Annotated in this window: 28 protein-coding genes; 24 read left to right on the top strand and 4 right to left on the bottom strand. The window is 47.9% G+C overall.

The window, feature by feature from the left end:
- Nucleotides 1-63 precede the first annotated feature (63 nt).
- A complete protein-coding gene (locus HWI92_RS22970; RefSeq protein WP_204659674.1) occupies nucleotides 64-2,622 on the top strand; it encodes a penicillin-binding protein 1A in 2,559 nt (852 codons plus the stop codon).
- Nucleotides 2,623-2,641: 19 nt separating this feature from the next.
- Here HWI92_RS22970 and HWI92_RS22965 read toward each other — a convergent pair whose 3' ends face one another.
- Nucleotides 2,642-4,411, bottom strand: coding sequence for an ABC transporter ATP-binding protein (locus tag HWI92_RS22965; RefSeq protein ID WP_204664787.1), 1,770 nt, complete (start codon nucleotides 4,409-4,411; stop codon nucleotides 2,642-2,644).
- A 171-nt stretch (nucleotides 4,412-4,582) separates the two neighbouring features.
- Between HWI92_RS22965 and HWI92_RS22960 the strand changes: the two genes are divergently transcribed.
- The 14 genes from HWI92_RS22960 (at nucleotide 4,583) to HWI92_RS22895 (ending at nucleotide 17,279) form a co-directional block, all read left to right on the top strand.
- A complete protein-coding gene (locus tag HWI92_RS22960) occupies nucleotides 4,583-5,497 on the top strand; it encodes a helix-turn-helix domain-containing protein (RefSeq protein ID WP_204659672.1) in 915 nt (304 codons plus the stop codon).
- A 94-nt stretch (nucleotides 5,498-5,591) separates the two neighbouring features.
- Entirely contained in the window at nucleotides 5,592-6,977 is a 1,386-nt protein-coding gene (locus HWI92_RS22955) for a glycoside hydrolase family 88 protein (protein WP_204659670.1), read from the top strand.
- A 326-nt stretch (nucleotides 6,978-7,303) separates the two neighbouring features.
- Nucleotides 7,304-8,128 carry a sugar phosphate isomerase/epimerase family protein gene (locus HWI92_RS22950; protein ID WP_204659668.1) on the top strand — a complete coding sequence of 275 codons (825 nt, stop codon included), beginning with the start codon at nucleotides 7,304-7,306 and terminating at the stop codon, nucleotides 8,126-8,128.
- Nucleotides 8,129-8,147: 19 nt separating this feature from the next.
- Nucleotides 8,148-9,293: a Gfo/Idh/MocA family protein gene (locus HWI92_RS22945; protein ID WP_204659666.1), complete on the top strand. Its 1,146-nt coding sequence runs from the start codon at nucleotides 8,148-8,150 to the stop codon at nucleotides 9,291-9,293.
- Nucleotides 9,290-10,060, top strand: coding sequence for a 3-ketoacyl-ACP reductase (locus HWI92_RS22940; protein WP_204659664.1), 771 nt, complete (start codon nucleotides 9,290-9,292; stop codon nucleotides 10,058-10,060). Before HWI92_RS22945 ends, HWI92_RS22940 begins: the two co-directional genes overlap by 4 nt.
- 205 nt (nucleotides 10,061-10,265) lie before the next feature.
- Nucleotides 10,266-11,507 carry an MFS transporter gene (locus tag HWI92_RS22935; protein ID WP_204659662.1) on the top strand — a complete coding sequence of 414 codons (1,242 nt, stop codon included), beginning with the start codon at nucleotides 10,266-10,268 and terminating at the stop codon, nucleotides 11,505-11,507.
- Between the two features lie 294 nt (nucleotides 11,508-11,801).
- Nucleotides 11,802-12,182 carry a hypothetical protein gene (locus HWI92_RS22930; RefSeq protein ID WP_204659660.1) on the top strand — a complete coding sequence of 127 codons (381 nt, stop codon included), beginning with the start codon at nucleotides 11,802-11,804 and terminating at the stop codon, nucleotides 12,180-12,182.
- A 156-nt stretch (nucleotides 12,183-12,338) separates the two neighbouring features.
- Nucleotides 12,339-12,689, top strand: a complete 351-nt coding sequence (locus tag HWI92_RS22925) for a type II toxin-antitoxin system HigB family toxin (RefSeq protein ID WP_204659658.1) — start codon at nucleotides 12,339-12,341, stop codon at nucleotides 12,687-12,689.
- A gap of 10 nt (nucleotides 12,690-12,699) precedes the next feature.
- Entirely contained in the window at nucleotides 12,700-13,275 is a 576-nt protein-coding gene (locus tag HWI92_RS22920; protein ID WP_204659656.1) for a helix-turn-helix transcriptional regulator, read from the top strand.
- 57 nt (nucleotides 13,276-13,332) lie between these two features.
- Complete coding sequence (locus HWI92_RS22915; protein ID WP_204659654.1) at nucleotides 13,333-14,442, top strand: Gfo/Idh/MocA family protein; 1,110 nt, start codon at nucleotides 13,333-13,335, stop codon at nucleotides 14,440-14,442.
- Between the two features lie 12 nt (nucleotides 14,443-14,454).
- Nucleotides 14,455-15,567 carry a Gfo/Idh/MocA family protein gene (locus tag HWI92_RS22910; protein ID WP_204659650.1) on the top strand — a complete coding sequence of 371 codons (1,113 nt, stop codon included), beginning with the start codon at nucleotides 14,455-14,457 and terminating at the stop codon, nucleotides 15,565-15,567.
- Nucleotides 15,568-15,591: 24 nt separating this feature from the next.
- On the top strand, nucleotides 15,592-16,587 hold the full coding sequence (locus HWI92_RS22905) for a glycosyl hydrolase family 18 protein (protein WP_204659648.1): 996 nt from the start codon (nucleotides 15,592-15,594) through the stop codon (nucleotides 16,585-16,587).
- 57 nt (nucleotides 16,588-16,644) lie between these two features.
- Nucleotides 16,645-17,091, top strand: coding sequence for a DUF6934 family protein (locus tag HWI92_RS22900; RefSeq protein WP_204659646.1), 447 nt, complete (start codon nucleotides 16,645-16,647; stop codon nucleotides 17,089-17,091).
- A gap of 8 nt (nucleotides 17,092-17,099) precedes the next feature.
- Nucleotides 17,100-17,279 carry a hypothetical protein gene (locus HWI92_RS22895; RefSeq protein ID WP_204659644.1) on the top strand — a complete coding sequence of 60 codons (180 nt, stop codon included), beginning with the start codon at nucleotides 17,100-17,102 and terminating at the stop codon, nucleotides 17,277-17,279.
- A 76-nt stretch (nucleotides 17,280-17,355) separates the two neighbouring features.
- Here the strand turns inward: HWI92_RS22895 and HWI92_RS22890 are convergent, their stop codons facing one another.
- From HWI92_RS22890 to HWI92_RS22880, 3 genes are read right to left on the bottom strand one after another with little or no spacing between them, the layout of a single operon-like run.
- Nucleotides 17,356-17,574 (bottom strand): helix-turn-helix transcriptional regulator, encoded by a 219-nt coding sequence (locus HWI92_RS22890; RefSeq protein WP_204659642.1) that lies wholly within the window; start codon nucleotides 17,572-17,574, stop codon nucleotides 17,356-17,358.
- On the bottom strand, nucleotides 17,564-17,788 hold the full coding sequence (locus HWI92_RS22885) for a helix-turn-helix domain-containing protein (RefSeq protein WP_204659640.1): 225 nt from the start codon (nucleotides 17,786-17,788) through the stop codon (nucleotides 17,564-17,566). Before HWI92_RS22885 ends, HWI92_RS22890 begins: the two co-directional genes overlap by 11 nt.
- A gap of 18 nt (nucleotides 17,789-17,806) precedes the next feature.
- The gene (locus HWI92_RS22880; protein WP_204659638.1) at nucleotides 17,807-18,019 is read right to left on the bottom strand and encodes a helix-turn-helix transcriptional regulator; all 213 of its coding nucleotides are present in this window, start codon (nucleotides 18,017-18,019) and stop codon (nucleotides 17,807-17,809) included.
- A gap of 154 nt (nucleotides 18,020-18,173) precedes the next feature.
- Here HWI92_RS22880 and HWI92_RS22875 point away from each other — a divergent pair, with 154 nt between their 5' ends.
- The 9 genes from HWI92_RS22875 to HWI92_RS22835 all read left to right on the top strand — a co-directional run bounded on the left by HWI92_RS22875 (nucleotide 18,174) and on the right by HWI92_RS22835 (nucleotide 23,534).
- A complete protein-coding gene (locus tag HWI92_RS22875) occupies nucleotides 18,174-18,398 on the top strand; it encodes a SymE family type I addiction module toxin (protein ID WP_204659636.1) in 225 nt (74 codons plus the stop codon).
- Nucleotides 18,399-18,444: 46 nt separating this feature from the next.
- On the top strand, nucleotides 18,445-18,687 hold the full coding sequence (locus tag HWI92_RS22870; RefSeq protein ID WP_204659634.1) for a hypothetical protein: 243 nt from the start codon (nucleotides 18,445-18,447) through the stop codon (nucleotides 18,685-18,687).
- Nucleotides 18,684-19,082: a type II toxin-antitoxin system VapC family toxin gene (locus tag HWI92_RS22865; RefSeq protein ID WP_204659632.1), complete on the top strand. Its 399-nt coding sequence runs from the start codon at nucleotides 18,684-18,686 to the stop codon at nucleotides 19,080-19,082. The genes HWI92_RS22870 and HWI92_RS22865 overlap by 4 nt, the downstream gene beginning before the upstream one ends.
- Before the next feature lie 23 nt (nucleotides 19,083-19,105).
- Nucleotides 19,106-19,909 (top strand): penicillin-binding transpeptidase domain-containing protein, encoded by an 804-nt coding sequence (locus HWI92_RS22860; RefSeq protein WP_204659630.1) that lies wholly within the window; start codon nucleotides 19,106-19,108, stop codon nucleotides 19,907-19,909.
- A gap of 108 nt (nucleotides 19,910-20,017) precedes the next feature.
- Nucleotides 20,018-20,563 (top strand): DUF6934 family protein, encoded by a 546-nt coding sequence (locus HWI92_RS22855; RefSeq protein WP_204659628.1) that lies wholly within the window; start codon nucleotides 20,018-20,020, stop codon nucleotides 20,561-20,563.
- Between the two features lie 14 nt (nucleotides 20,564-20,577).
- The gene (locus HWI92_RS22850; RefSeq protein ID WP_204659626.1) at nucleotides 20,578-20,769 is read left to right on the top strand and encodes a hypothetical protein; all 192 of its coding nucleotides are present in this window, start codon (nucleotides 20,578-20,580) and stop codon (nucleotides 20,767-20,769) included.
- A gap of 229 nt (nucleotides 20,770-20,998) precedes the next feature.
- The gene (locus HWI92_RS22845; protein WP_229248506.1) at nucleotides 20,999-21,913 is read left to right on the top strand and encodes an SMP-30/gluconolactonase/LRE family protein; all 915 of its coding nucleotides are present in this window, start codon (nucleotides 20,999-21,001) and stop codon (nucleotides 21,911-21,913) included.
- A gap of 89 nt (nucleotides 21,914-22,002) precedes the next feature.
- Complete coding sequence (locus tag HWI92_RS22840) at nucleotides 22,003-22,773, top strand: hypothetical protein (RefSeq protein WP_204659624.1); 771 nt, start codon at nucleotides 22,003-22,005, stop codon at nucleotides 22,771-22,773.
- Between the two features lie 350 nt (nucleotides 22,774-23,123).
- Complete coding sequence (locus HWI92_RS22835; protein ID WP_204659622.1) at nucleotides 23,124-23,534, top strand: hypothetical protein; 411 nt, start codon at nucleotides 23,124-23,126, stop codon at nucleotides 23,532-23,534.
- Nucleotides 23,535-23,567: the final 33 nt, after the last annotated feature.

Here is a 23,567-nt window from a genome sequence, read left to right as displayed (position 1 = left end):
AAGCCGGAAGCCATAAATGTCCGGCTTTTGTTATCTTTGAATCCTTACGAACCATAACGTTTGATGGAAGTTATCAGATCGTTTTTTAATAAAATCAAGGCCATTTTTCAATTCATTGGAAATCAGCTATACACATTCTTCAAACGCATTGCATACAGGCTGGTCGCCGTATTCCTGGGCAGGGAGAAAGCAGACCGCCTCTTTTTTTCCGTCAGACGAAACCGGAAGTCTGTCCAGGGCTGGTGGCACGAAAAGGTAGACGTCCATTCGCGCTTTTACCGGCCCGTCGTGTTTCTCTGGAAAACCTTCCTTTACGGCGTTGCCTTCATCGCTGTTTATATTTTCTGCGTCGAAACCAACTTTCTCTGGCTTATGGGCAGCATGCCCAGCGTTGAAGACCTGCAGAATCCCAAGGTTGCCCAGTCATCCGAAATTTATACTTCCGATGGCGTGATGATTGGTAAATTTTACACCGAAAATCGTACGCCCGTCACTTTCAAGATGATCTCCCCCAATCTGGTAAAAGCATTGATTGCCACGGAAGATGTTCGCTTTTACCGGCATTCGGGCATTGACTACAAGGCCATGGCCAGTGTGGCTTTGGGAATCGTAACCGGGGCCACAGACCGCGGCGGCGGCAGTACCATTACGCAGCAGCTCGCCAAAAAGCTCTTCCAGACCCGGAAATCCGGCGCAAGAGGCTTGCTGGGCTATGTTCCCGGATTCGGTATTATCATTTACAAAACCAAAGAGTGGCTGACGGCGATCAAGCTTGAAAGGAATTTTACCAAAGAAGAAATTCTTACGATGTACTTCAATACCGTGGATTATGGTAACAATACCTACGGAATCAACACCGCAGCCCAGTCCTATTTCAGCAAATCACCCGACAGCCTCAATGTCCAGGAGTCGGCCGTACTGGTAGGTTTGCAGAAGGCGACAACCACCTACAACCCCATCCGGAACAAAAAGCGCTCGCTTGAACGCCGCAACGTGGTGATCGGACAAATGGCCAAATATGGCTACATCAATGCAAAGCAGGCGGATTCTATCAGCGCCCTGCCCATTGAACTCAAAGCCAAATTTGAAACACCGTATGATGGCAATGCCAACTATTTCAAGAATGCGGTAGTGGATTTTGTTAAAAAATGGGGGGACAAAAACGGTTATAACCTCTATACCGACGGGTTGAAAATCTATACGACCATCGATTCCAGGATGCAGGAGGATGCCGAGGAAGCCATGACCCAGAAGATGAAGCAGTTACAGCGTGTTTTTGAAGACCACTGGGGTAAACAAAACCCCTGGGTAGATGAGCAGGGCAAAGAAATTACCGACTTTTTACCCAATGTTGTAAAAAGAACCAGTAAGTACCGCACCCTTGCCGCCAGATTTCCCAATGCTCCGGACAGCATCGCCTATTACCTGAACAAAAAGGACACCATGACGGTGTACGACTGGAAAAACAGTGGCGAAATGAAGAAGTATTGGAGTTCCATGGACTCCCTCGACTACTATAAAAGAATCCTGCGGGCTGGCATGATGGCCATGAACCCGCACTCCGGACATATCAAGGCGTGGGTAGGCGGACTTGACTATAATTACTTCAAGTACGATGCCGTAAAGCAGGGCAAACGCCAGCCAGGATCAACTTTCAAATCTTTTGTATACACGACTGCAATCGACGATACGACTTTCAACATGACCCCTTGCGACCAGATTGTTGACAAGCCCTTTGAAAAGAAGTATGAAGAAGACGGGGAAGAAAAAATCTGGAAGCCGCGGAATGCAACCGGTACGTTTTCCTACGCCAACATGACCCTGAGGCGTGCACTGGCACAATCCATCAACTCGGTCACTGCCGAACTTACCGACCAGGTAGGGCCGGCTAATGTGGTGCGTTATGCAAAAAAAATGGGCATTACCACACCGTTAAAGCCCGTACCATCGATCGGGCTGGGCCCCTTTGATGTTTCCTTGTACGATATGGTGGCAGCTTACAGCGTGTTTGTCAACAATGGTACCTATACCACACCCATACTTGTAACCAAGATCGAAGACAGTAATGGAAAGGTCATCGAGGAATTTCAGCCGGAAACGCACGAAGCCATCAGGCCTGAGTCTGCATTTCTGATGCAACAAATGCTGCGGGGTGGCGTGGAAGAAGCAGGCGGAACTTCCGGGAGCATCCGGTGGAAGTTTGATGTAACCAAAAACGGGAATGAGCTGGGCGGCAAAACGGGTACGACTTCCAATAACTCCGACGGCTGGTTTATGTGTATCACCAAAGACCTGGTAGTAGGTGCCTGGGTGGGCGGCGACGACCGCAGCATTCACTTCCGTACTACCAACCTGGGAGAAGGTGCCAAAACAGCCCTGCCGATTGTCGGCAGTTTTCTTGAAAAAGTATACCGTGATAAAGGAAACGGTGTAGAGCCGGGACCATTTCCAAAACCAAACTTCAAGATCAGTAAAACTTACCAGTGCCCAACCTATTACGAGCCTGTTGCCGACGACTCGCTCTACAATGGCGTTGACTCAATACCCGACAGGCGCAATGACGAAGATGATTTTCTGATAGGTCCGCCTCCAATCCCGCTGGATACCGGGCGAAGCAACTGACGATAGGGCCTTACGGGCCCTATCCTATTTTCAGGACCTCCTTGTACTGCATCCGGTACAGGTTGGCGTAAAAACCCTCCTTTTCAAGCAGCTGCTCATGCGTACCTTCTTCCATGATCCGGCCCTTGTCTACTACAATGATCTTGTTGGCTTCCTGAATAGTGGACAACCTGTGCGCAATCACGATAGCCGTACGGCCTTTCATCAGCTTTTCTATGGCTTTCTGGATCAGCTCCTCCGTCTCACTGTCCACAGACGAGGTAGCTTCGTCGAGTACGATGATCTTGGGTTCGTGCACCATGGCGCGCACAAATGAAATAAGCTGCCGCTGACCCACCGAAAGGGTTGAACCCCGCTCCATCACATTATAGCTGTACCCGCCGGGCAGTTTTTCAATAAAATCATGCACGCCTACCAGCTGCGCAGCTTCCACGATTTTCTCGTGCGTAATACTGGTGTCACCCAGCCGGATGTTATTTTCAATAGTATCGGAAAACAGGAAAACATCCTGCAAAACAATGCCGATATGCCTGCGGAGTGCATTGAGCTCATAGTTGTGCACTTCCACATCATCCACATAAATATTCCCCTTATTGATATCGTAAAAACGCGTCAGCAGATTGATGATGGACGACTTGCCTGCGCCGGTAGCGCCTACCAGCGCAATAGTTTCCCCTTCATTGGCGTGAAAAGAAATGTCACGCAGCACATATTCCTCCTCATTGTAGGCGAACCACACGTTTTTAAACTCAACCTTTCCTTTGAGATGATCAGGTGCGAAAGTGCCTTCATTGGAAGTATACTCGTCACTATCCAGCACTTTCAGGATCCTGTCGGTACTTACAATGCCCATCTGAAGGGTGTTGAACCGGTCGGCCAGCTGACGTATCGGTCTGAAAAACAAGTTGATAAACATCACAAAAGCGGTGACGGTACCAAATGTAATTTCAGCATTCAGGATTTGTTTGGACCCGTACCATACCACCAGCCCCGTACCAGCGGCAGCAATCACATCAGCCACCGGATAATAGACCGAGTAATACAGGATCGACCGGATGTTGGCATCACGGTGTACCTTATTGATCTCCCTGAATTTTTTATACTCAATATCCTCACTGCTGAAAATCTGCACAATGCTCATCCCGGTGATATGTTCCTGCACAAAGGAGTTCAGATTAGATACTGCCGCGCGTACTTCGTTAAAGGAATCTTTGATCTTTTCCTTGAAAATGTAGGTACAGATCAGCATCAGCGGGATCATGGAAAGACTGATGAGCGACAATTTCCAGTCTGTATAAAACATGACGGCAATAATGAGTACCAACTGCAGAATATCTCCCGCAATCGCCGCCATACCATCACTGAAAACATTGGAAAGTGTCTCTACATCCGAAATAACCCTGGTAACCAGCCGGCCGATGGGGGTATTATCAAAAAATTTCAGGCGCAAGCTGATCAGTCTCTGATACAGCTGCACACGAATGTCGCGGATGATGTACTGTCCCAGCCAGCCCGACATGTACGTATTCCAGAACTGGGCAATCCCCTGCAGAATGGTCACCACGATCATGATAATCAGCATCACCGTAAGCTGGCCGTAGTCCCCGTTTGCGATGGGCGTGTCAATGGTGTACTTGATCAGCAGCGGTGTGAGCGGCGCCAGTACGGCATTCAGCATAATGATAAATATCAGCAGGTAAAACTGCTTCTGGTAGGGACGAACAAACGCATATAAACGCCGAAGGGTAGGCAGGTCGAATATCTGGCCGCTCTTGGTTTCCTGATTCACCGATGGACTGGTTGTTTTGATGTGATGCTGAAGCAACAATGTTCGGGCCGAAAATGTCGCACTCAAATGCAGATTTGTAGTCGGTGGCAGCTGCCGCAAGTGATTAGTTTTTTTGTAAAACAAGCTTATAAAACAGGATTGTATTTTGAAAAAGCATAAAAATCCGGCGCCATGACCGATGAAATTCCTGTACATACCCTGCCCAAAGCGACTGGAAAAGTACCGGCGCTGAATATTTACCGCTTCAAAAACAGCATTGGCGTGCAAAGGGAATTCCCTGTTTCCCTGCCCATTACGCCCCTGCCTACCGACACGCCCCACCGGCATACCTATTATGAAATCCTGTTCATTGAAGAAGGCAGCGGCTTTCATGAGATTGACTTGCATTCCTACCCCATACAAGGTGCAGGCATGCATTTTCTGACGCCCGGCCAGGTGCACTTACTGACATTTTCAGCTTCGTTCCGGGGCTACATCATTGCCTTTTCCGAGGATTTTTACACGTTTTACAATCCGGAAAGTCCGGCTTTGTCCCAGCTTCCGTTTTTTCAGCCGGTACGGCGACAGCCTGTCGTGCTGCTTTCCGAGAACGAAAAGCTGTATTTTCATAATCTGGTTGCCAATATGGTGTCCGATCATCTTCAGGAACCTGCCGACCCGGGTATGAGCGGGAGGTATCTGGGATTGCTTTTACAAAAATGCACACACCTGGCAAAGCAGCAGAACCAGGTGCCCAATGCCGCCCCACACGCATTGCCGGAGCTGGTCGGAAGATTTCAGGAGCTGGTAGAAAAAAACTTTCTCCGCATGCATGAAGTGCAGCAGTATGCCATTCTGCTCGACGTTTCACCGGACTATCTCAGTAAAATCATCCGGCGGCACCTGGGCATTTCATCCCAGGAGTATATTCTGGAAAAACTATTGCTGGAAGCCAAGCGGCTGCTCGTTTTTACAACCCTCAGCAGTAAGGAAATCGCCTATCACATTCAACTGGACGACCCTTCGTATTTTGGCCGCATCTTCAAAAAGAAAACCGGCCTTACGCCCAGTGAGTACCGCGACCATGTTCGGAAAAGTGCCATTTAATGTACGAAATGTACCTTGATGAGGTAAACAGGGAAGGATAGCTTTGTATAATCCTGCTTTTAAATAGCAGGATAACACGACTGACCTTTTTCCTATGCAAATACGCCAGGACCTCACCGCAGCAGCGCTCCAACCCAAAATCGACCGCCTCTGGCAGTTATCAGCCGAGAAAATCGACCTGATCAACCGTGAATACGACAATTCAAAGGGAACACCCGTATTTACGGTCAATGGCAAATATACCCTTCGCGGCTGGACAGAGTGGACGCAGGGATTTCAGTACGGAGCAGAAGTACTTCAGTATGACGCTACCGGCGATACCCGGTACCTGGAAAGTGCCAGACAAAAAACGGTCGGACTGATGGCCTCCCATGTGGGGCATTTTGGTGTGCACGACCACGGGTTTAACAATGTGAGCACCTACGGAAATCTGCTCCGGCTGATGAACGAAGGCCGCATACCCGAGCAGGAATGGGAGCGCAACTTCTACGAGATTGCTCTCAAAGTTTCCGGGGCTGTGCAGGCGCGTCGCTGGACGCCCATTCAGGGCGGACAGGGATTTATCCACTCCTTCAACGGACCGCATTCCCTTTTTGTGGATACGATCCGCTCCGTGCGGGCATTGATGGTGTCGCATTTGCTCGGCCATAGTTATATGGGTGAGAATGATCTGAAAACCAGTCTGCTCGAAAGAGGTACACTGCATTCACTCGCCACGGCCAGGTATGCCGTGTACTACGGCGAGGGCCGCGACAGCTACGATCTTTGGGGCCGCACGGCACATGAAAGTATTTTTAATACCAATGACGGCAACTATCGCTGCCCTAACAGTCAGCAGGGATTCTCAGGCTTCACCACCTGGACGCGCGGCCTGGCCTGGGCGATGGCCGGTTTTGCTGAGCAGCTTGAATCACTTTCTGCATTTAAGGAGGAAGAGCTTACATCCCTGGGCGGACGTGCTGCATTGGAAACCATTTACCTGAAAGCTGCCCGCGCTACCTGCGATTTTTACATTGAAAATACCGCATCTGACGGCATCCCCTACTGGGATACCGGCGCACCTCAGCTACACAAACTGGGTGACTACACTTCCCGCACCTCGGATCCGTACAATGATTTTGAGCCAGTCGACAGTTCGGCGGCGGCGATCGGTGCGCAGGGCTTGCTTCGTTTGGGAAAATACCTGAATGACAAAGGGCAGACGGACGATGGAAGCAGATACTGGCAGGCCGGGCTTACCGCGCTTGATTCCCTGTTTGCCGAACCCTACCTGTCTGCCGACCCGGCTCACCAGGGACTGATCCTGCATTCCATTTACCACCGTCCCAATGGTTGGGACCACATTCCTGCCGGCCAAAAAATCCCTTGCGGAGAATCCAGCATGTGGGGCGACTACCACGCCCGCGAAGTAGCATTGTACGTAAACAGAATTAACAAAGGGCTGCCCTACTACTCCTACCTGGGAAGCGTGCGGGAATGAGGTTGGCTTGTGCCTCCTTTGTCACCCTGAGCGCAGTCGAAGGGGAGTTCCGGGCCTCCTTTGTCACCCTGAGCGGAGTCGAAGGAAGTTGCGGGCCTCTTTGTCACCCTGAGCGCAGTCGAAGGGGAGTTCCGGGCGACCTAGGTGTTATGTAAAAACTCAGGTAAAGTGCTTTGGGTGGCGTTAAAAGAGCTTTTTAGGTGCCGCATCAGCCCTTCGGCTCCGCTCAGGGTGACAATGCGTGGTCGACAAGCGGGCGGAAGCGCCTTAGGCTTACAGAAGGGACGAATGAGCTGCTTATTGTTAAACATTTTAGAAGAACAACCTTGGAAAATATAACCCTCGACCGTTGCTGCATTCACACCATCACTACTAAACCCTGGGCTTTGCCGGAGGCGGTGGAGAAGTATGCGGCGGCGGGTATCAAAGGTGTCAGCGTTTGGACAAATGCAATCGAAGGCCTTGGACCGAAGCGGGCAGGTGAGCTGATCCGGGAGGCCGGGCTGGAAATCGTGTCGTATGTACGCGGAGGCTTTTTCCCGCACAGCAGCAGCGCAGGACGCGCGCAGGCAATTGAGCAAAATAAAAAATTGCTGGAAGAAGCTGCTGCATTGAGCGCACCGATGATCGTGCTGGTATGCGGCGCCTCGCCCGATCAGTCTATGCAGCAGTCGCGTGAACAGATCAGGGAGGGCATTGAAGCCATCCTGCCCCTGGCCGAAAAGCTGAACGTGAAGCTTGCTATTGAACCTTTGCACCCGATGTACGCCGCCGATCGTTCCGCGATCAACACGCTGGCGCAGGCCAATGATATGGCCGAACATTTCAGGTCGACTTATCTGGGTGTGGCGGTGGACGTGTACCACCTCTGGTGGGACGGGGATCTGGAAAAAGAGATTGCAAGATGCGGCGCAAACCGAAATCTGTTTGCTTATCATGTATGTGACTGGAAGGTAAAAACACTTGATTTCCTGAATGACCGCGGACTGATGGGAGAAGGCTGCATTGATTTGAAAAAGATCAGGGGCTGGGTAGAAGCGGCCGGCTTCAACGGCTTTTGTGAAGTGGAGATCTTCTCGGATATCCATTGGGCCAAAGACCAGAATATTTTCCTGAAAGAAGTGACCGACGCATTTGTAAAAACTGTCTGATAAAAACAAGCATTTCAATATGACGACACATACCATTGGTATTATCATGAACGGCGTCACTGGCCGTATGGGGACCAACCAGCATTTACTGCGCTCCATTAAAGCGATCATTGAGCAGGGCGGCGTACGAATCTCGGCCGACGAGGTGATCATGCCCGACCCGATCCTGGTAGGTCGCAATGCAACCAAGCTGCAGGCACTTTGCAGGCTGGCCGGCGTAGAGCAATATACAACTGATCTGGACGCAGTACTCGCCGACCCCCGGTACCAGATTTACTTTGATGCACAGGTTACCGGCCGGCGTGCAGCGGCGGTAAAAAAAGCCATTGAAGCCGGCAAACACATTTATTGCGAAAAACCCACAGGTACTACCACTGAAGAAGCACTCGAACTGTACGAACTTGCTACGGCGGCCGGCCTTAAAAACGGGGTAGTTCAGGATAAACTCTGGCTGCCGGGATTACGCAAGCTGAAAAGACTGATGGAAAATGATTTTTTCGGAAAGATCCTTTCAGTTCGCGGAGAGTTTGGCTACTGGGTATTTGAGGGACATAGCATTCCGGCTCAGCGGCCTTCGTGGAACTACCGCAAGGAAGATGACGGCGGTATTATCGTGGATATGCTCTGTCACTGGCGTTATGTACTCGACAATCTTTTTGGTCAGGTAAAAGCAGTATCATGCCTCGGCGCTACCCACATTCCCGAGCGTATTGATGAAAATGGCCAGCCATATGAATGTACTGCGGACGACTCATGCTATGCCACATTCGAGCTGGAAGGGGATGTAGTAGCACACTTCAACTCGTCATGGACGGTACGCGTACGCCGGGACGACCTACTCACTTTACAGGTAGACGGCACCAAAGGCTCAGCTGTGGCAGGACTTCGTGATTGCTATATTCAACACTACGGCAATACGCCGAAGCCCGTCTGGAACCCCGACATTCCCCAGCCTATCCCATTTTTCGAAGGCTGGTCCAAAGTACCTGAGCAGGAAGTATTTGATAATGCATTCAAGGTACAATGGGAGCTTTTTCTCAAACATGTGGTCAAGGACACACCATTTCCGTGGGACCTGAAAGCGGGTGCAAGAGGTGTGCAGCTGGCCGAAAAAGGGCTGGAAAGCTGGGCTAAACGTGCCTGGGTAGACATTGAGGCACTATGAGAAAAACAGCCCTGATTACCGGCGGCAGCCGAGGTATTGGCTTCGGTATTGCCACAGCACTTGCGAAAGAAGGATTTGACCTGGCCATCAATGGGGTGCGTGATGAAGCATATGTTGGTGACGCCCTCGGTGAATTGCGTGCACTCGGTGCAGAAGTCGTGTATTGCCAGGGCAGCATTGCATCCGCAACTGATCGTGAAGCGATTTTAGACAAAGCCTATGCAGGCCTGGGTGAGATCAATGTGCTGGTCAACAATGCAGGCATCGCGCCCAGAACACGCCTTGATATTCTTGAAACCACCATTGAGAACTATGAAGAAGTAATGACCACAAACCTGCAGGGTCCTTTTTTTCTTACGCAGGCAGTTGCCAGGAGGATGGCACATACCAAACAGAATAACCATGCATTTGAGGCTGCAATCATATTTGTGACCTCTATTTCGGCAACAGTTGCGTCCATCAACCGGGGAGAATACTGTATTTCCAAGGCAGGACTGGCAATGACCAACTTACTTTTTGCGGTAAAAATGGCCGAGTTCAGCATTCCTGTTTTTGAGGTACGACCCGGTATTGTGTCTACGGATATGACATCCAAAGTACAGGAAAAGTACGACAACCTTTTTCAGAGCGGCATTGCATTACAGCCGCGCTGGGGTACACCCGAGGACGTCGGAAAAGCGGTGGCATCTCTTACCCGCGGCGACTTCCCCTACTCTACCGGACAGGTGATCGGGGTGGATGGGGGGATGCTGATTGGGAGACTTTAGGCTGTCGGCAGTCGGCTTTCGGCGATCGGTTTTTTTAATGAGAATTGAATTCAGGAGTTTGTGCATTTGATATAAAAACAAAAAAGCCGAAAGCCGACTGCCAAAAGCCAATGTAAAAAACCCCTGCGTCCCCCCTGTGATCTGAAAGATTAAAACCAAACATGCCGACTGCCGAAAGCCGACAGCCGGAGTAAACATTCGCTCCATGTCCGAACTTCCCCAAACCCGTCCATCCCTTTTGTCGCAGCTCCTGCAGGTACCGGTCATTGTGGCTGCATTGGGCTACCTGGTGGATATGTATGACCTTTTTTTGTTCAGTGTAGTGCGGGTACCAAGCCTGAAAGCGCTGGATGTACCTGCCGACCAGCTCCTGCCGCAAGGTATTTCACTGCTCAACTTCCAGATGGCCGGTATGCTGATCGGGGGTGTTCTCTGGGGAATCATTGCGGATAAAAGAGGCCGCCTTTCGGTACTGTTCGGCTCTATCATCATGTATTCGCTGGCTAACATTGGCAATGGCTTTGTTACTTCGTTACAACAATATGCCTTCCTGAGGTTTATAGCAGGGGTTGGTTTGGCAGGTGAGCTGGGCGCGGGCATTACGCTGGTGACCGAGGTTTTACCCAAAGAAATACGGGGCTACGGCACAACACTTGTAGCCACACTGGGTGTGCTGGGCGCTATCCTGGCCTACTTTGTTGCCGACTTGTTTGCGTGGCGCATCTCCTACTTTGTGGGCGGTGGTATGGGCCTGCTGCTGCTGGTCCTCCGGTTTAATGTATTTGAGTCGGGCATGTTTCACCAGGTGAAGGAAAAATCTGTAGAGCGCGGGAATATCCTGATGATCCTGACCAATGGAAAAAGACTGGGCAAATACCTCATGGCGATCCTCGTCGGGCTGCCGATCTGGTTTGTGGTGGGAATTCTGATCACCTTTTCTCCCGAGTTCGGCGAGGCAAAAGGTATTGAGGGGATCAATGCCGGCAAGGCTGTGATGCTGGCGTTTTCGGGGCAGGTAGGCGGAGATATTGTGAGCGGACTGTTGAGCCAGTACCTGCGAAGCCGTAAAAAAGTAATCAGGCTGTTTATAGCCCTCTCTCTTGCGATGATTGTCGGTTACCTGATGATCCCTATCACAGACCTTTTTTCATTTTACGTGCTTTGTGCATTGCTGGGCTTCTGCAATGGCTACTGGACACTTTTCATCACAATTGCTGCCGAGCTTTTCGGAACAAACCTTCGCGCTACGGTTGCCACGACGGTGCCCAACTTCGTACGCGGCGCGACTATACCGCTCGCTGCATTATTTGTGAGCTTCAAACCAGGGCTGGGTGTCATTCAAAGTGGATTACTACTTGGGGTCGCTACTGCGCTGGTGGCGCTGGTTGCCCTCTATTTCTTAGAAGAAACCTTTACGAAGGATATGGATTTTGTAGAAAAGGAATAATTCAGACAGAACCTAAAATCATAATTTAAGCGGCTTTCCGGTGACGGGGAGCCGCTTTTTTTAACTTTTCTTAACAAAGAACATGCAACGTTCCGGGTCATGCCGGGCTCATTATACCAAAGATTAAACCGGAAGAAAAAGCCATTTAATTGCTCATGAAAGATATCAACCATTCATTTACCTAAAACTCCCACTCCTGTACTTTGTATTACATAGTACCGGAAATCCTGCCACCTTTGTTATGTCCTCAGGGACAAAAAAAGAATTTAAAACAGCCATAAAAATAAAATAGCCATGAAAACTTCAGTAAAAACCTTCGCATTTGCCGCAGCCCTGATCGCTGCTTCCTTTACTGCCAACGCAGAAGATAAAGAGGCCAAAAAAGCTTCTTCGTTTGCCACCGGAATTTATCCCACCAAGCAGGGAAAAGTGAATGTACTTGTTGATAAAGCCAATGCGAATTCCAATACCACGCTCCTGCTGAAAAACGAAGACGGCACCATTGTTTACCGGGAAACCATCAACAAATCACAGCAAAAATTTGGCCGCTCGCTGAATGTTGATGGCCTGGATGCCGGCAAGTATCAGCTGGACGTGATCAGCGGAAAAGAAGTCCAATCCAAAACTTTTCAGCTCTCGGAACAAAAAGTAGAGCGTACCGTGGAAGTAAAATAAGGTTCAAATTGAGTGAACAAGCCTCCGGATTGCTCCGGAGGCTTTTTTGTTTGGGGCAACATTGTGACCTGCCGGGCTTTTGACCGTCCAAACCTTGGGAAAGAAAAGCCTAGTTCTACTTTTTACAGAACTTTCTGTTTACATTTACTTAGTCCCATGAATGTAGAAGGCAAGGACATATTGTTCCGGTTTTTAAAGAAAAACAGGGGTGACAGCAGGCTGGTTGATGCGGCAACCCAACTGATCAAAGACCTTGAAGAAGCAGAAGTGAAATCTCTCGACCACCTCTATAAGCTCAGAAACGGCGTTGACAAAGTTCATAATGACGGATTTTACTTCTTTGATGTCAACCTTCACAGAGCCCTGATCCTGGTCAGATTTTTTGCAGACCGGGCTATCATAGTCTGGTTTGGCAGCCACAAGCAGTACATGTCTACTTTTAAAAATAATAAAAACAGTATCGAAAATGGCTCAGAAAAAACGGGCATATCCACTAAGCGAATCTAACATTCGCTCAATGGTTCGCAAAGGAGCGCTGAGTTCTGAGCTCGACTTACACAGGGCTTCCATTGCCGCCCGGTTTTTGCGCCAGCAAAGTCAGGAGTATCCAGATCTTGTTGGCCTCGAAGAAGAACTGGGCAAGCTCATCCGTAGTTACGAATCAAAGCACTGGTCTGATTTGGAAACAATCAGCCAGGAACAAGTGGCAGAAAATGAATCAGCTGAAAAGCAGGCAGCGGCTGAGTTCAGGTTTTTCAGGCGGAGAAGAGATACTATTTTGAAGAAAATGAAAAAGGCTGGTATCAGACAGTCAGACCTGGGCTTTATTCTTGCACATAGTAAATCATACACGTCCGAATTGCTGAACGGGATCAGGCCATTTTCAACAACTGACCTGATTGTCATTCATCAATTGCTCGAAATACCGCTTGACCAGCTTTTCTGTACCGAACTCTCAGCAAGTACACAGGAGAAAGTCGACCTGGTAAAGCAAAATCTAAGTTCTGCGGATCGAAAAAACAAAGCTTCACAATCTGGTTCTCTATCCTCCGCGCCTACTCACATTTCCATGTCGGCTGCTGATCTGAAATAAGGAGATAAGTAACCGGGGCCTCTTTTTCAGTTGTTTTCAACATGCTAACAACTGACTATGAACTCCCGTCGCGATTTCCTGCAAACACTTTCATTAAGCATAGGTGCGGCTGCTCTGGTGCAGCCTGCCGTCGCTGATACTCCGATTTTCGATACACCCAAAGCCGACAAGCAGCTCCGCGTGGCACTGATGGGCCTGGGCGGCTATGCCAATATTGTTGCAAGGGGAATGCAGGAATGTAAGGTGGCAAAGCTGGTAGGGATTGTGACAGGAACGCCTTCCAAAATTCCCGAGTGGAAGCAGAAGTACGGAATCGAAGACAAGAATGTGTACAACTACGAAAACCTGCACGAAATCAAGAACAACCCGGACATTGACCTTGTCTATGTAATTACTCCTAATTCACTGCATCACAAGCATGTGCTGCAAGTAGCGGCAGCAGGTAAGCATGTGCTCTGTGAAAAACCGGTTGCGGATAATGCAAAGCAGGCGCGGGAAATGATTGCAGCTTGTGAGAAAGCGGGCGTTAAGTTTTATATCGGTTACCGGCTGCACTTTGAGCCGCACACGCGCGAGCTGATCCGTATGCGCGAGGCGGGAGAGTTTGGCAAGATCAAGCATGTAAACAATTATGCGGGATTCACGATCGGCGATCCCACGCAATGGCGGCTGAAAAAAGCATTGGCAGGCGGCGGCGCGATGATGGACGTAGGCGTTTATTCAACAAACGGAGCGCGCTACTGCACGGGGGAAGAGCCGGTTTGGGTGACGGCTCAGGAAAGCAAGACAGACCCTGTCAAATTTAAAGATGTGGATGAAACAGTCACTTTCCAGCTGGGTTTTCCGAGCGGCATTATCGCCAACTGCGGCTGCACCTACAATTTTAACCACGCAGAAATGCTGCGTGTGATGGGTGAAAAAGGCTGGGCCGAAATGAATCCGGCATTTGGCTACGGGCCTATCCGCGGAAATACAGACAAAGGTCCGATTGAGCAGCCCGACGTAAATCACCAGGCCTACCAGATGGACGGCATTGCAGATGCAATCCTGAACGGAAAGCCAGACCCGAATGTGACCGGGCATGAAGGTTTAAAGGATATGCTTGTCATTGATGCTGTTTACGAGTCGCTTCGCAAAGGAGGCGCGAAGGTTTTTATCAAACAATAATCGCTCATTACTATGGATTCCCGTCGTGATTTTTTACAAAAAGTAACACTTGGGCTGGGCGCTACGGCATTGTCCAACCTGCCTGGCGTGGTGAGTACGTCCTGCGCTTCTCCCAAAGCCGACAAACAATTGCGCGTAGCGATCATGGGGCTTGGGAGTTATGGCTCGCGTGTAGCAGATGCAATGAAAGATTGCAAAATGGCTACACTGGTCGGGGCGGTATCCGGCACGCCGGCCAAGCTGGAAGACTGGAAAAAGAAGTATAACATTCCGGACAAGAACACCTACAACTACGAGACGGTAAGTCAGATTAAAAACAATCCGGACATTGACCTGGTGTACATTACTACTCCGAACTCGCTGCATCACAAGCATGTGCTGCAAATTGCCGCAGCCGGAAAACATGTTCTCTGTGAAAAGCCCGTGGCCGATAATGCCAAGCAAACGCGTGAAATGATTGCAGCCTGCGAAAAGGCAGGGGTGAAATTTTACATTGGTTACCGCATGCATTTTGAGCCGCATACCCGCGAGCTGATCCGCATGCGCGAGGCCGGCGAGCTGGGCAAGATCATGCATGTCAACAACTATATGGGCTTCAAGTCCGGTGATCCCAATCAGTGGCGACTGAAAAAAGCGCTGGCTGGCGGCGGCGCGATGATGGATGTGGGTATATATGCATTGAACGGTGCGCGGTATGCGACGGGCGAAGAGCCTATCTGGGTGACTGCCCAGGAAACCAAAACCGATCCTGTCAAATTCAAGGAAGTTGATGAGACGATCATGTTCCAGCTGGGTTTTCCGAGCGGCGTGGTGGCAAGCTGCGGCACAACTTACAATTTTAACAACTACGAAAGATTGTATGTAATTGGTGAAAAAGGGTTTGTAGAGCTGAGCCCCGCATTCAGCTACGGGCCGATCAAAGGCCGCACGCACAATGGCCCGATGAACCAGCCCGTGGTAACGCACCAAACCCTTCAGATGGACGGCATTGCCGATATTATCCTCAACAATAAACCAGATCCGAACGTCAGCGGTGCCGAGGGATTGAAGGATATGATTGTGGTGGATGCGGTATATGAATCCATCCGAAAAGGCGGCGCGAAGATTATGCTTGCAGGAAAATAGTATTTCAATCTACAAAAAATCACCATGAAGACTCCGAAGTTGTTCAAGCAATGTATCTCCGTTTTCATGGTGATTCTTGCATTAAGTGCCGGTTGCAGTAAAAAGAGCATGAGCGTTTCCGGCAATGGAGGCGGCAGTAATTCCTTCAAAGTGATCGGTTACCTGCCCAATGGTACCAGTTTGTCTGCCGGGGCCAATCAGGTGGATTTTGGTAAAATCACCCATTTGTACGTTGCATTCATCAATCCGGACTCCCTGGGAAATTTGACGGGAACTACTGATCTTAAAGCAGTGGCTGCACTGGCCCATGCTAAAAACGTGCAAATCATGGCCTCGATCGGCGGGGGTGGTGCGCCGAAGTATTACCCTTCTTTTTTGATCGGGGACAAAAAAAGTAAACTGATCAAAGACCTTGTTAATCTGGCAGTTGATAATAACCTCGACGGCATTGACGTAGACCTGGAAGGTGCATTGATTGACGCGAATTATGAGAATTTTGTGATTGACCTTGCTGCTGCATTACGACAGAAAAACAAGCAGATTACCGCCGCGATTGCTACTGTTTACAAAGACCAGTTTACGGATAAAGCATTGGCTCAGTTTGACTTTGTAAATATTATGTCCTACGACCGGACCGGTCCCTGGCGGCCCGACAAACCCGGTCCGCACGCACCCTACTCCATGGCTGAGGAAGACCTGGATTACTGGCTCAACACCCGCAAAATTCCGAGAGAAAAGCTGACCCTTGGTCTGCCTTTTTACGGCTATGGGTTTGGCGGCAATGCACCTGAAAGTGTGTCGTATAAAGGTATTTTAAAGCAGTACCCTGACTCCATCAATCAGGATGAAATGCACTTGAATGGCGGCATGGTATACTACAATGGCCTGCCGACAATCCGGAAGAAAACGCAGCTCGCGAAGGAGCGGGTAAGCGGGGTAATGATCTGGCAATTGTTGCAGGATACGACGGGAGCAAGGTCGATGTTGGGGGAGATTGATGGGGTGATTAGGGGGAAGTGATTTTGTAAAATTCTCCCTTTATTTGCAAGGTCAAAACACACTGGTTAAATCACTTAAATGAATCTTGATACATACACACTATCCGCATCACCCGACTTTCAATCATTTAAATTTTACAGCGTTGGTCCGAACGGAAGTATTCCAAAGGCAGTACAGTTTCAGACAATACTCGGTACAGATTATTTTAACTTGGCTTTTGGAGACCTGGATCCAGCAAGTGGTGAGCTCGACGACTTGGCTAAATCAAACAATGGTGATAGTGAAAAGGTGCTAGCCACGGTGGTAACAGCCTTATACAGCTTCTTGAAAAAATACCCAAATGCAACTGTCTATGCAAAAGGAAGTACGCCTGTCAGAACACGTCTTTACCGAATGGGAATTTTCAAATATTACAATAAAGCCAATTCAGACATTTCCGTATACGGTGAACTGGAACTTGAATTTGAACCGTTCTGTAGCGGACAAGATTATCTAGGATTTCTGGTTAGAAAAAAATTTAATTAACTTGTATCATGTCAAGAACAATAACACCCAAAGCAGACAGTCACGTTTCAAACATCGAGATTGATCCTGAACTGGAAAGATATCAGGGTATAATTCTATTTCCTGAAAAATTGGCGATAGCTAATGAAGTTATCAGAACCAAGAAGATTCCTGAGGAAATGCAACCCAAAGTACCTGCTGAAAAGTGACCCGTCCCAACCTCCTCGTCGTCTGCGGAAGAAATAAAAGGCGCAGCCGCACTGCCGAGCATATCTTAAGAGTAGTTTACAAGGTTACTAACATCTCCAAACGAACTTCAAGCGCGACAGCAATCTCGTACAAAGTATAAAGCGAAGGTGACAGCTTTCCATTTTCGATCCTTTCCATAGCCTGCCGATCCTTTTCGCACGCACGGGCAAGATCCGCCTGGCTCCAACCTTTCTCGGTTCTAAGCTGAACAATTCGCCTTCCGATCAGCTTTTGAAGTTCTACCTTATTCAGCATTGTTCGGCAACTTCACTCCTTTATAGATGGTTTTTAGAAGATCGCATGGATCGACATCCATGGCGAGCGCAATCAAATAAAGCTCCTTTGCCCGCAGATGCGCTCCTTCTTTTAATGTAAGTTCACTCAACCGCGAAGCGCTGATTCCAGTCTTACGCGAAATCTCTGCTTTGTTGATTGATTTTCTTCCCAGGTATAAACCTAATTCTGTCATTGAATCCTGTTTTGCAGCTTAATACTGTTTTGAAGGCACCAGTAATTCTCTAACTTCAACATCCAGCAACTTTGCAATCTCGTAAAAAGTCTCAATCGTAGGCTGCATATCGTTTGTACACCAACGTGATACAGTAGATTTATCCTTACCAGTTACTTCGGCCAACCACTTAGCTGACTTCTCTTTTTCTGCAAGAACAATTTTGATTCGATTGTACTTCTGCTTGGGCATTCACTTGGAAGTTTTCGTTTGGCGCAAACTTAGCAAAAACTTTAAGCATATGACAACCAATCAGTTACCAGCCTAATTTGTGTAATATGCGAAACATAGTTTTCGTTTTACGAAACTTATTTTTAGTTTCGCGAAAACTATATCTTACATTTGTATGTCAAAATACAAAAAACGTCAATTGAAAATTTATTCCAAGTTCAAGCAAAACTCCGGTTGGAACTCGAAGCTTGTCCCGGAAATACGGCTTTGCGGAAAGTGGCTGGAAGAAATGGGATTTGACTATGGTGACCGCATTACTGTCCGGCTGGAAGAGGGGCGGCTGATCATTGAACCGGAGGGTGAATTGAGAAAGAACCCTCAGCTGACTATCTGGAACTAAAAATAACTCCGGATTTTTCCTAAATTTGGATAAACGACACATTATCATGACATCAGGTAATCAACATATTAGCCTTGCCGATCACTATTTTGGTTTTCTGAAAAACCTTGACTCTGAAAGTAAGCTCGATTTAATCAGCAAGCTTTCGCGGTCTTTGGAAGAATGTCAATCTGGTGAGATCTCCTTGCAATCGCTTTTTGGGGCCTACCAGTCGGAAGAAACCGCTGACGAGATTATTGCAGGGATTCGGTCATCACGAATTTCGAACCGCAACATTGAGCAGCTTTGACACAATATCTTCTTGACACCAACATTTGCATCTACTTCATCAAAGGTCTTTATCAACTTGATAGTCGGATTAACAGCATTGGCGCAGACAACTGCTTCATTTCCGAGGTGACAGTTGCCGAGTTGAAATATGGAGTCGCTAATAGTAACCAGCCGGCTTTGATGAAACCCATCATTGAAGCATTCATTCCAAAATTCGCGATACTTCCCGTTTACGACGCGCTTGACATATATGCTGCCGAAAAAGCCCGGCTCCGAAAATCCGGATCATTAATTGACGATTTCGACATTCTGATCGGAGCCACCGCAATTCAGCATCAGCTGATACTCGTCACCAATAATGTTAGCCACTTGGGAAGGTTGCAAGATATTGTCATTGAGAATTGGGCTAAATAAACCACCAATCCACTACCAGCCTGATGAAGTGCTTTGTACGCATACTTACTATTCTTTTTCTTGGGCTTCTATCATGGAATTTACCTGCCCAGGACCTCACCACCCCATTCAAATCCTGCAAACTCGCTGGCAGCATCACCATTTACGATTACAAAAACAGAAAATGGATCACCAGCGACGAGGCGGACTCGCAGCGCGAAACGCAGCCGGCTTCGACTTTCAAGATTTTTAATTTGCTTGTCGCACTGGAAACCGGGGTGATTGCGGATGAAAATGCTGTGGTGAAGTGGCCTGGAAATACGGATACTACCTTATACGGTTACCGGCCGGAAATCTATAAGGATATTACGGTCAAAGAGGCATTTGAGGTATCAGCTGGCTGGGCGTTTGTCGAGCTGGCAAAGCAGATCGACCGCAAGAAATATGCACATTATATGAAGCTCACGAAATATGGAAATGGAGACCTCACCGAGCAAGGCGACGATTTCTGGAACTTCGGTGCATTCGGCATTTCACCCCGAAATCAGGTGGAGTTTCTGATCAGGGTTTTTGAAGGTAAAACACCGTTTTCAAAGCGGAATGTTGATATTTTGAAAAAAGTGATGATCAATGAACAACCCACCGATTACACGCTTCGTGCCAAAACCGGCTGGACTCGGGTGAATGGAAATGATATTGGCTGGTGGGTTGGCTATGTGCAGCGAAAGGATAATACTTACTTCTTTGCCACACGCGTGACCAAGAAGCGGAGCACACCAAATCCAGAGTTTGGGAATTGCCGAAAAACGATCACGAAGGATGTGCTGCGGCAGTTAGGGGCGATTTGATGTAATCGTTAACCGAAGGATCATTTGCAGTTAGCCGAACGATCAGTTTTTAAGAGCACAGACTCTTTGCTTTGCTAATTTTTGCCATTTCGAATTTAGTCTCCGCGAATGGCAAATCTGACACAAGCTTATGAGCTGCAAGAACTGGATATCAGAACTGGATACAGATTTTTGTTTGTAAGTGTAGGATCGAAAACTATTTTAAAAGCTGTCCGATATACCTACGCCCGGACATTTGAAGACAAAAAAGTATACAACCTAGGTTTTGGAGATTACGACATCAAGACCGGTACAATTGTTGATCAGGCCAAATCCAATAATGGTGACGCTTACAAGGTTCTACAAACAGTCCTCTCCACAATTCCATATTTCTTCGAAAAAAATCCAGACGCAATGGTACTCGTCCAAGGAAGTGACAGTGATCCTGCTTTTGCTGAAAGATGCAGGAAAACCTGTAACAAACATTGCTTCACTACTTGTAAACGATTCAGGCAGCGTATTAAAGTATACAGATCATATGTTGAAAAAAATTTTGGCGATTTGAGCATATCTTTTTGGTTTTTGGGCGGTTTCTTATCTATTAATAGAGATGTAGAAATTCAGCGGTATGTACCTGGCCGTGAGTATGATGCCATTTTATTTTTTAGAAAATAAAACTAACTTGATATATGGAAGCGAAACAAAAAGAAGAAAGGACTATTCCTACGGACCCGGTCGAACAAGCCAAATTTCTTCGAGAGCTGGCAGAGGAAATCGGTGACCGGGATCTCTTTCCCGAAAAAACAGCAAGCGCTAAAAGATTTTTAGACAGGCTGGAAAAAAGCCAGCAGCGCATTACCCCAAAGGTGTCAGCAAGCTGACACCTTTTTTATTATTGTTTAATCACCTCTCAAACAATCCGCTCAGAATTTGATGTGCATCACAGGATTGTTTGAGAGGCATAGTTTACAAAAAACAAATGAAAATCCCGCAACGTGGGGTACGACGTGAGCAACTTGAACCCGAAACCTCATTGAATTGCAAGTAACCCTTGATGCCCGGCGACTTTATTGCACGTCGGGCTTCTTTATATATACCGGCATCAATTTTATGAACTATCGGAAAAGTATCTACTCACTCATAGCAGCGGCGGCATTGATGCCAGCCTCGCTTTTTGCTCAGATTATGGATTCAAAATCAATTGTTGCGCCTGGTGCACAGGTCGAGAAGCTGGGAGACGGCTATAAGTTCACCGAGGGACCTACACCTGACAAAGACGGAAATGTTTATTTTACCGATCAGCCCAATAACAAAATCATTCGCTGGGATGCCGGAACAGGCCAGTTTTCTGTATTCTCGGATAGTCCCGGCCGTGCGAATGGAATGTATTTCGATAGCCGGGGTAACCTCATAAGTTGTTCGGATGAGGATAATCAGGTTTGGTCATTTGACAAAAACGGAAAGCATACCGTGCTGGTCAAAGACTATGAAGGCAAGCTGCTGAATGGCCCCAATGACCTCTGGGTGGATGCCAAAGGCGGCATTTACCTTACGGATCCGCTTTACAAGCGTGATTATTGGAAGCGTGACCCGGCAATGCAGCAGGATGGCGAGCACGTCTACTACCTTAGCCCCGATCACAAGAAATTAAGCCGCGTTGACGAAAAAATAAAAAAGCCCAACGGCATCATTGGGACACCTGACGGCAAGACGCTTTATGTGGCAGATATTGGCGATAACAAGACTTATAAGTACGACATTCAACCCGACGGAACACTTACCAACCGCCAGCTTTTTATCTCCAAGGGTTCTGACGGCATGATCCTCGATGAACAGGGCAATCTTTACATAACCGGAGATGGCGTAACTGTATTTGATAAAAAAGGAGAACAGATAGCCCACTTTCCTGTTCATAAAGGCTGGACAGCGAACCTTTGCTTTGGTGGCAAAAACCGGGATATGCTTTTTATCACTGCTGAAACCGCGGTATACGGACTAAAAATGAAGGTGAAAGGAAACAAGTAAGCAGTACCGTTTACTCGAACTGCTCACCAGCGTTGCAACCTTTCATTTTCCTATTGTTTCAGGCTGATAAACAACATCCATTTTCAGCCATGAACAAAAGCATCAGAATCGCATTACTTTCTTTCAATCATTGCATTGCCGCCATGCTCCTGGCGGCAATTGCTTTTTCCTGCCGTACCGCTGAGGTAAGTGTACACAATGACTTGAAAACCGGCGCAGAGGTCTATACTGTCAAAGGCAGGCAGGGCTTCCAGGTAGGACAGGTACTTAGCTTTGGTGATTTCAAAACCAGCAAGGTAAACCGTGGCTGGACCTTCGGTTACTCCATTCCATTTATCGTTAGCTTTCAGGGAGCAAGCGAAAAGCTCAGCTTCCGGCAGCTGGATCAGCATGGAGGTCAGGCCGAGGTTGTACTCGTGAGTAAATTCAGGGAAACAGAACTGGCCGTGGCAAAAGACTATTTTTCAGTTTCCCTGCACTACAAAAACTATTTTGCAGGCGCCATTAAACTTGACCATGCAGAAAGCTCGTGGGACTTTATCGTATATAATGCGGACGGCGCAGGCCGCGGCTTCGGTAATCGGGAAACCAGTGGTTTTGTCAGAAATGGTCGTACACGAATCGATATACGCGCAATCAACTCACTTGAAGGCTCCTCCGAAATTCTGACGTACAACAGCGTGTATGGATATGAGTTCACGCAGGGCGGCAAAGTCATTGCTGCCGTGTCGACCATCAACAATGGTAAAGTATGGATGAAAGAGGGTCTGGATGCGGAAACCAGGCTGGTACTCGCCGGTATATGCTCCGGGCTCATGCTCAGAAACCAGGTAGAAGATCAGGCTTTATCGCTTCAATAAGGTGCTTTCTACATTTTCGGCCACAATGAGGTGCTTTAACCTCATTGTGGCTGGTTGTTTATTAACATTTTGCCAGGAAAATATATAACTTACTATCCTTAACACAATACGGATGTTAAGCAACATGAGCGTAAGTAACATGATGATTATCTAATCCCGTTTTAATGATCATCAGGCACAAATAAAGTGTTTGCTGCACGTGTAAAAGCATGTATTCTGACGGTGACTCCTGGCAATCCGGCCAAAGGCACAGTTTTTTCCATATACACTAGCAAAACATTCACCTGAACGAACCTGAACTTTACAGTAACCCGTTCGACAAATATTGATAACCTTAAAAAACTTTTCTTATGGACTTACAACACACGGATAAAAGGGACGAAAAACAGGAAAATCCTTCAAATAAGAATATGAGCGAGCCTGATACCCTGATCGAAACTCTTGAAGCTTTGCAGAAAGACGGCTATACCTATGACTTCAATATGACAGCACATGCGCTGGAAGTTCATAACACCGACGGTATCTGCCTGACACTTTCTCCTGATCAATTTGATATCGTGCATGTTTACCGTTTTGAAGGAATGACCAATCCGTCGGATATGTCTATCCTGTATGCCATCGAATCAAAAGATGGTTTGAAAGGTACACTGGTAAGCAGCTACGGCGTATATGCGGATTCAATGTCTAATGAAATGATCAAAAAGCTGGATACGCGCAGCTCGTTGATTGTACACCACGATGATGAGGAGACTACTTCATAAATCTTCGTGTAGTAGACTTAGCTAATAATTCAG

It is taken from the genome of Dyadobacter sandarakinus, assembly GCF_016894445.1.
GTDB classification, from domain to species: domain Bacteria; phylum Bacteroidota; class Bacteroidia; order Cytophagales; family Spirosomataceae; genus Dyadobacter; species Dyadobacter sandarakinus.
Note: the sequence above shows the minus strand (reverse complement) of the source record. Positions and strands in the feature narration are given on the sequence as shown.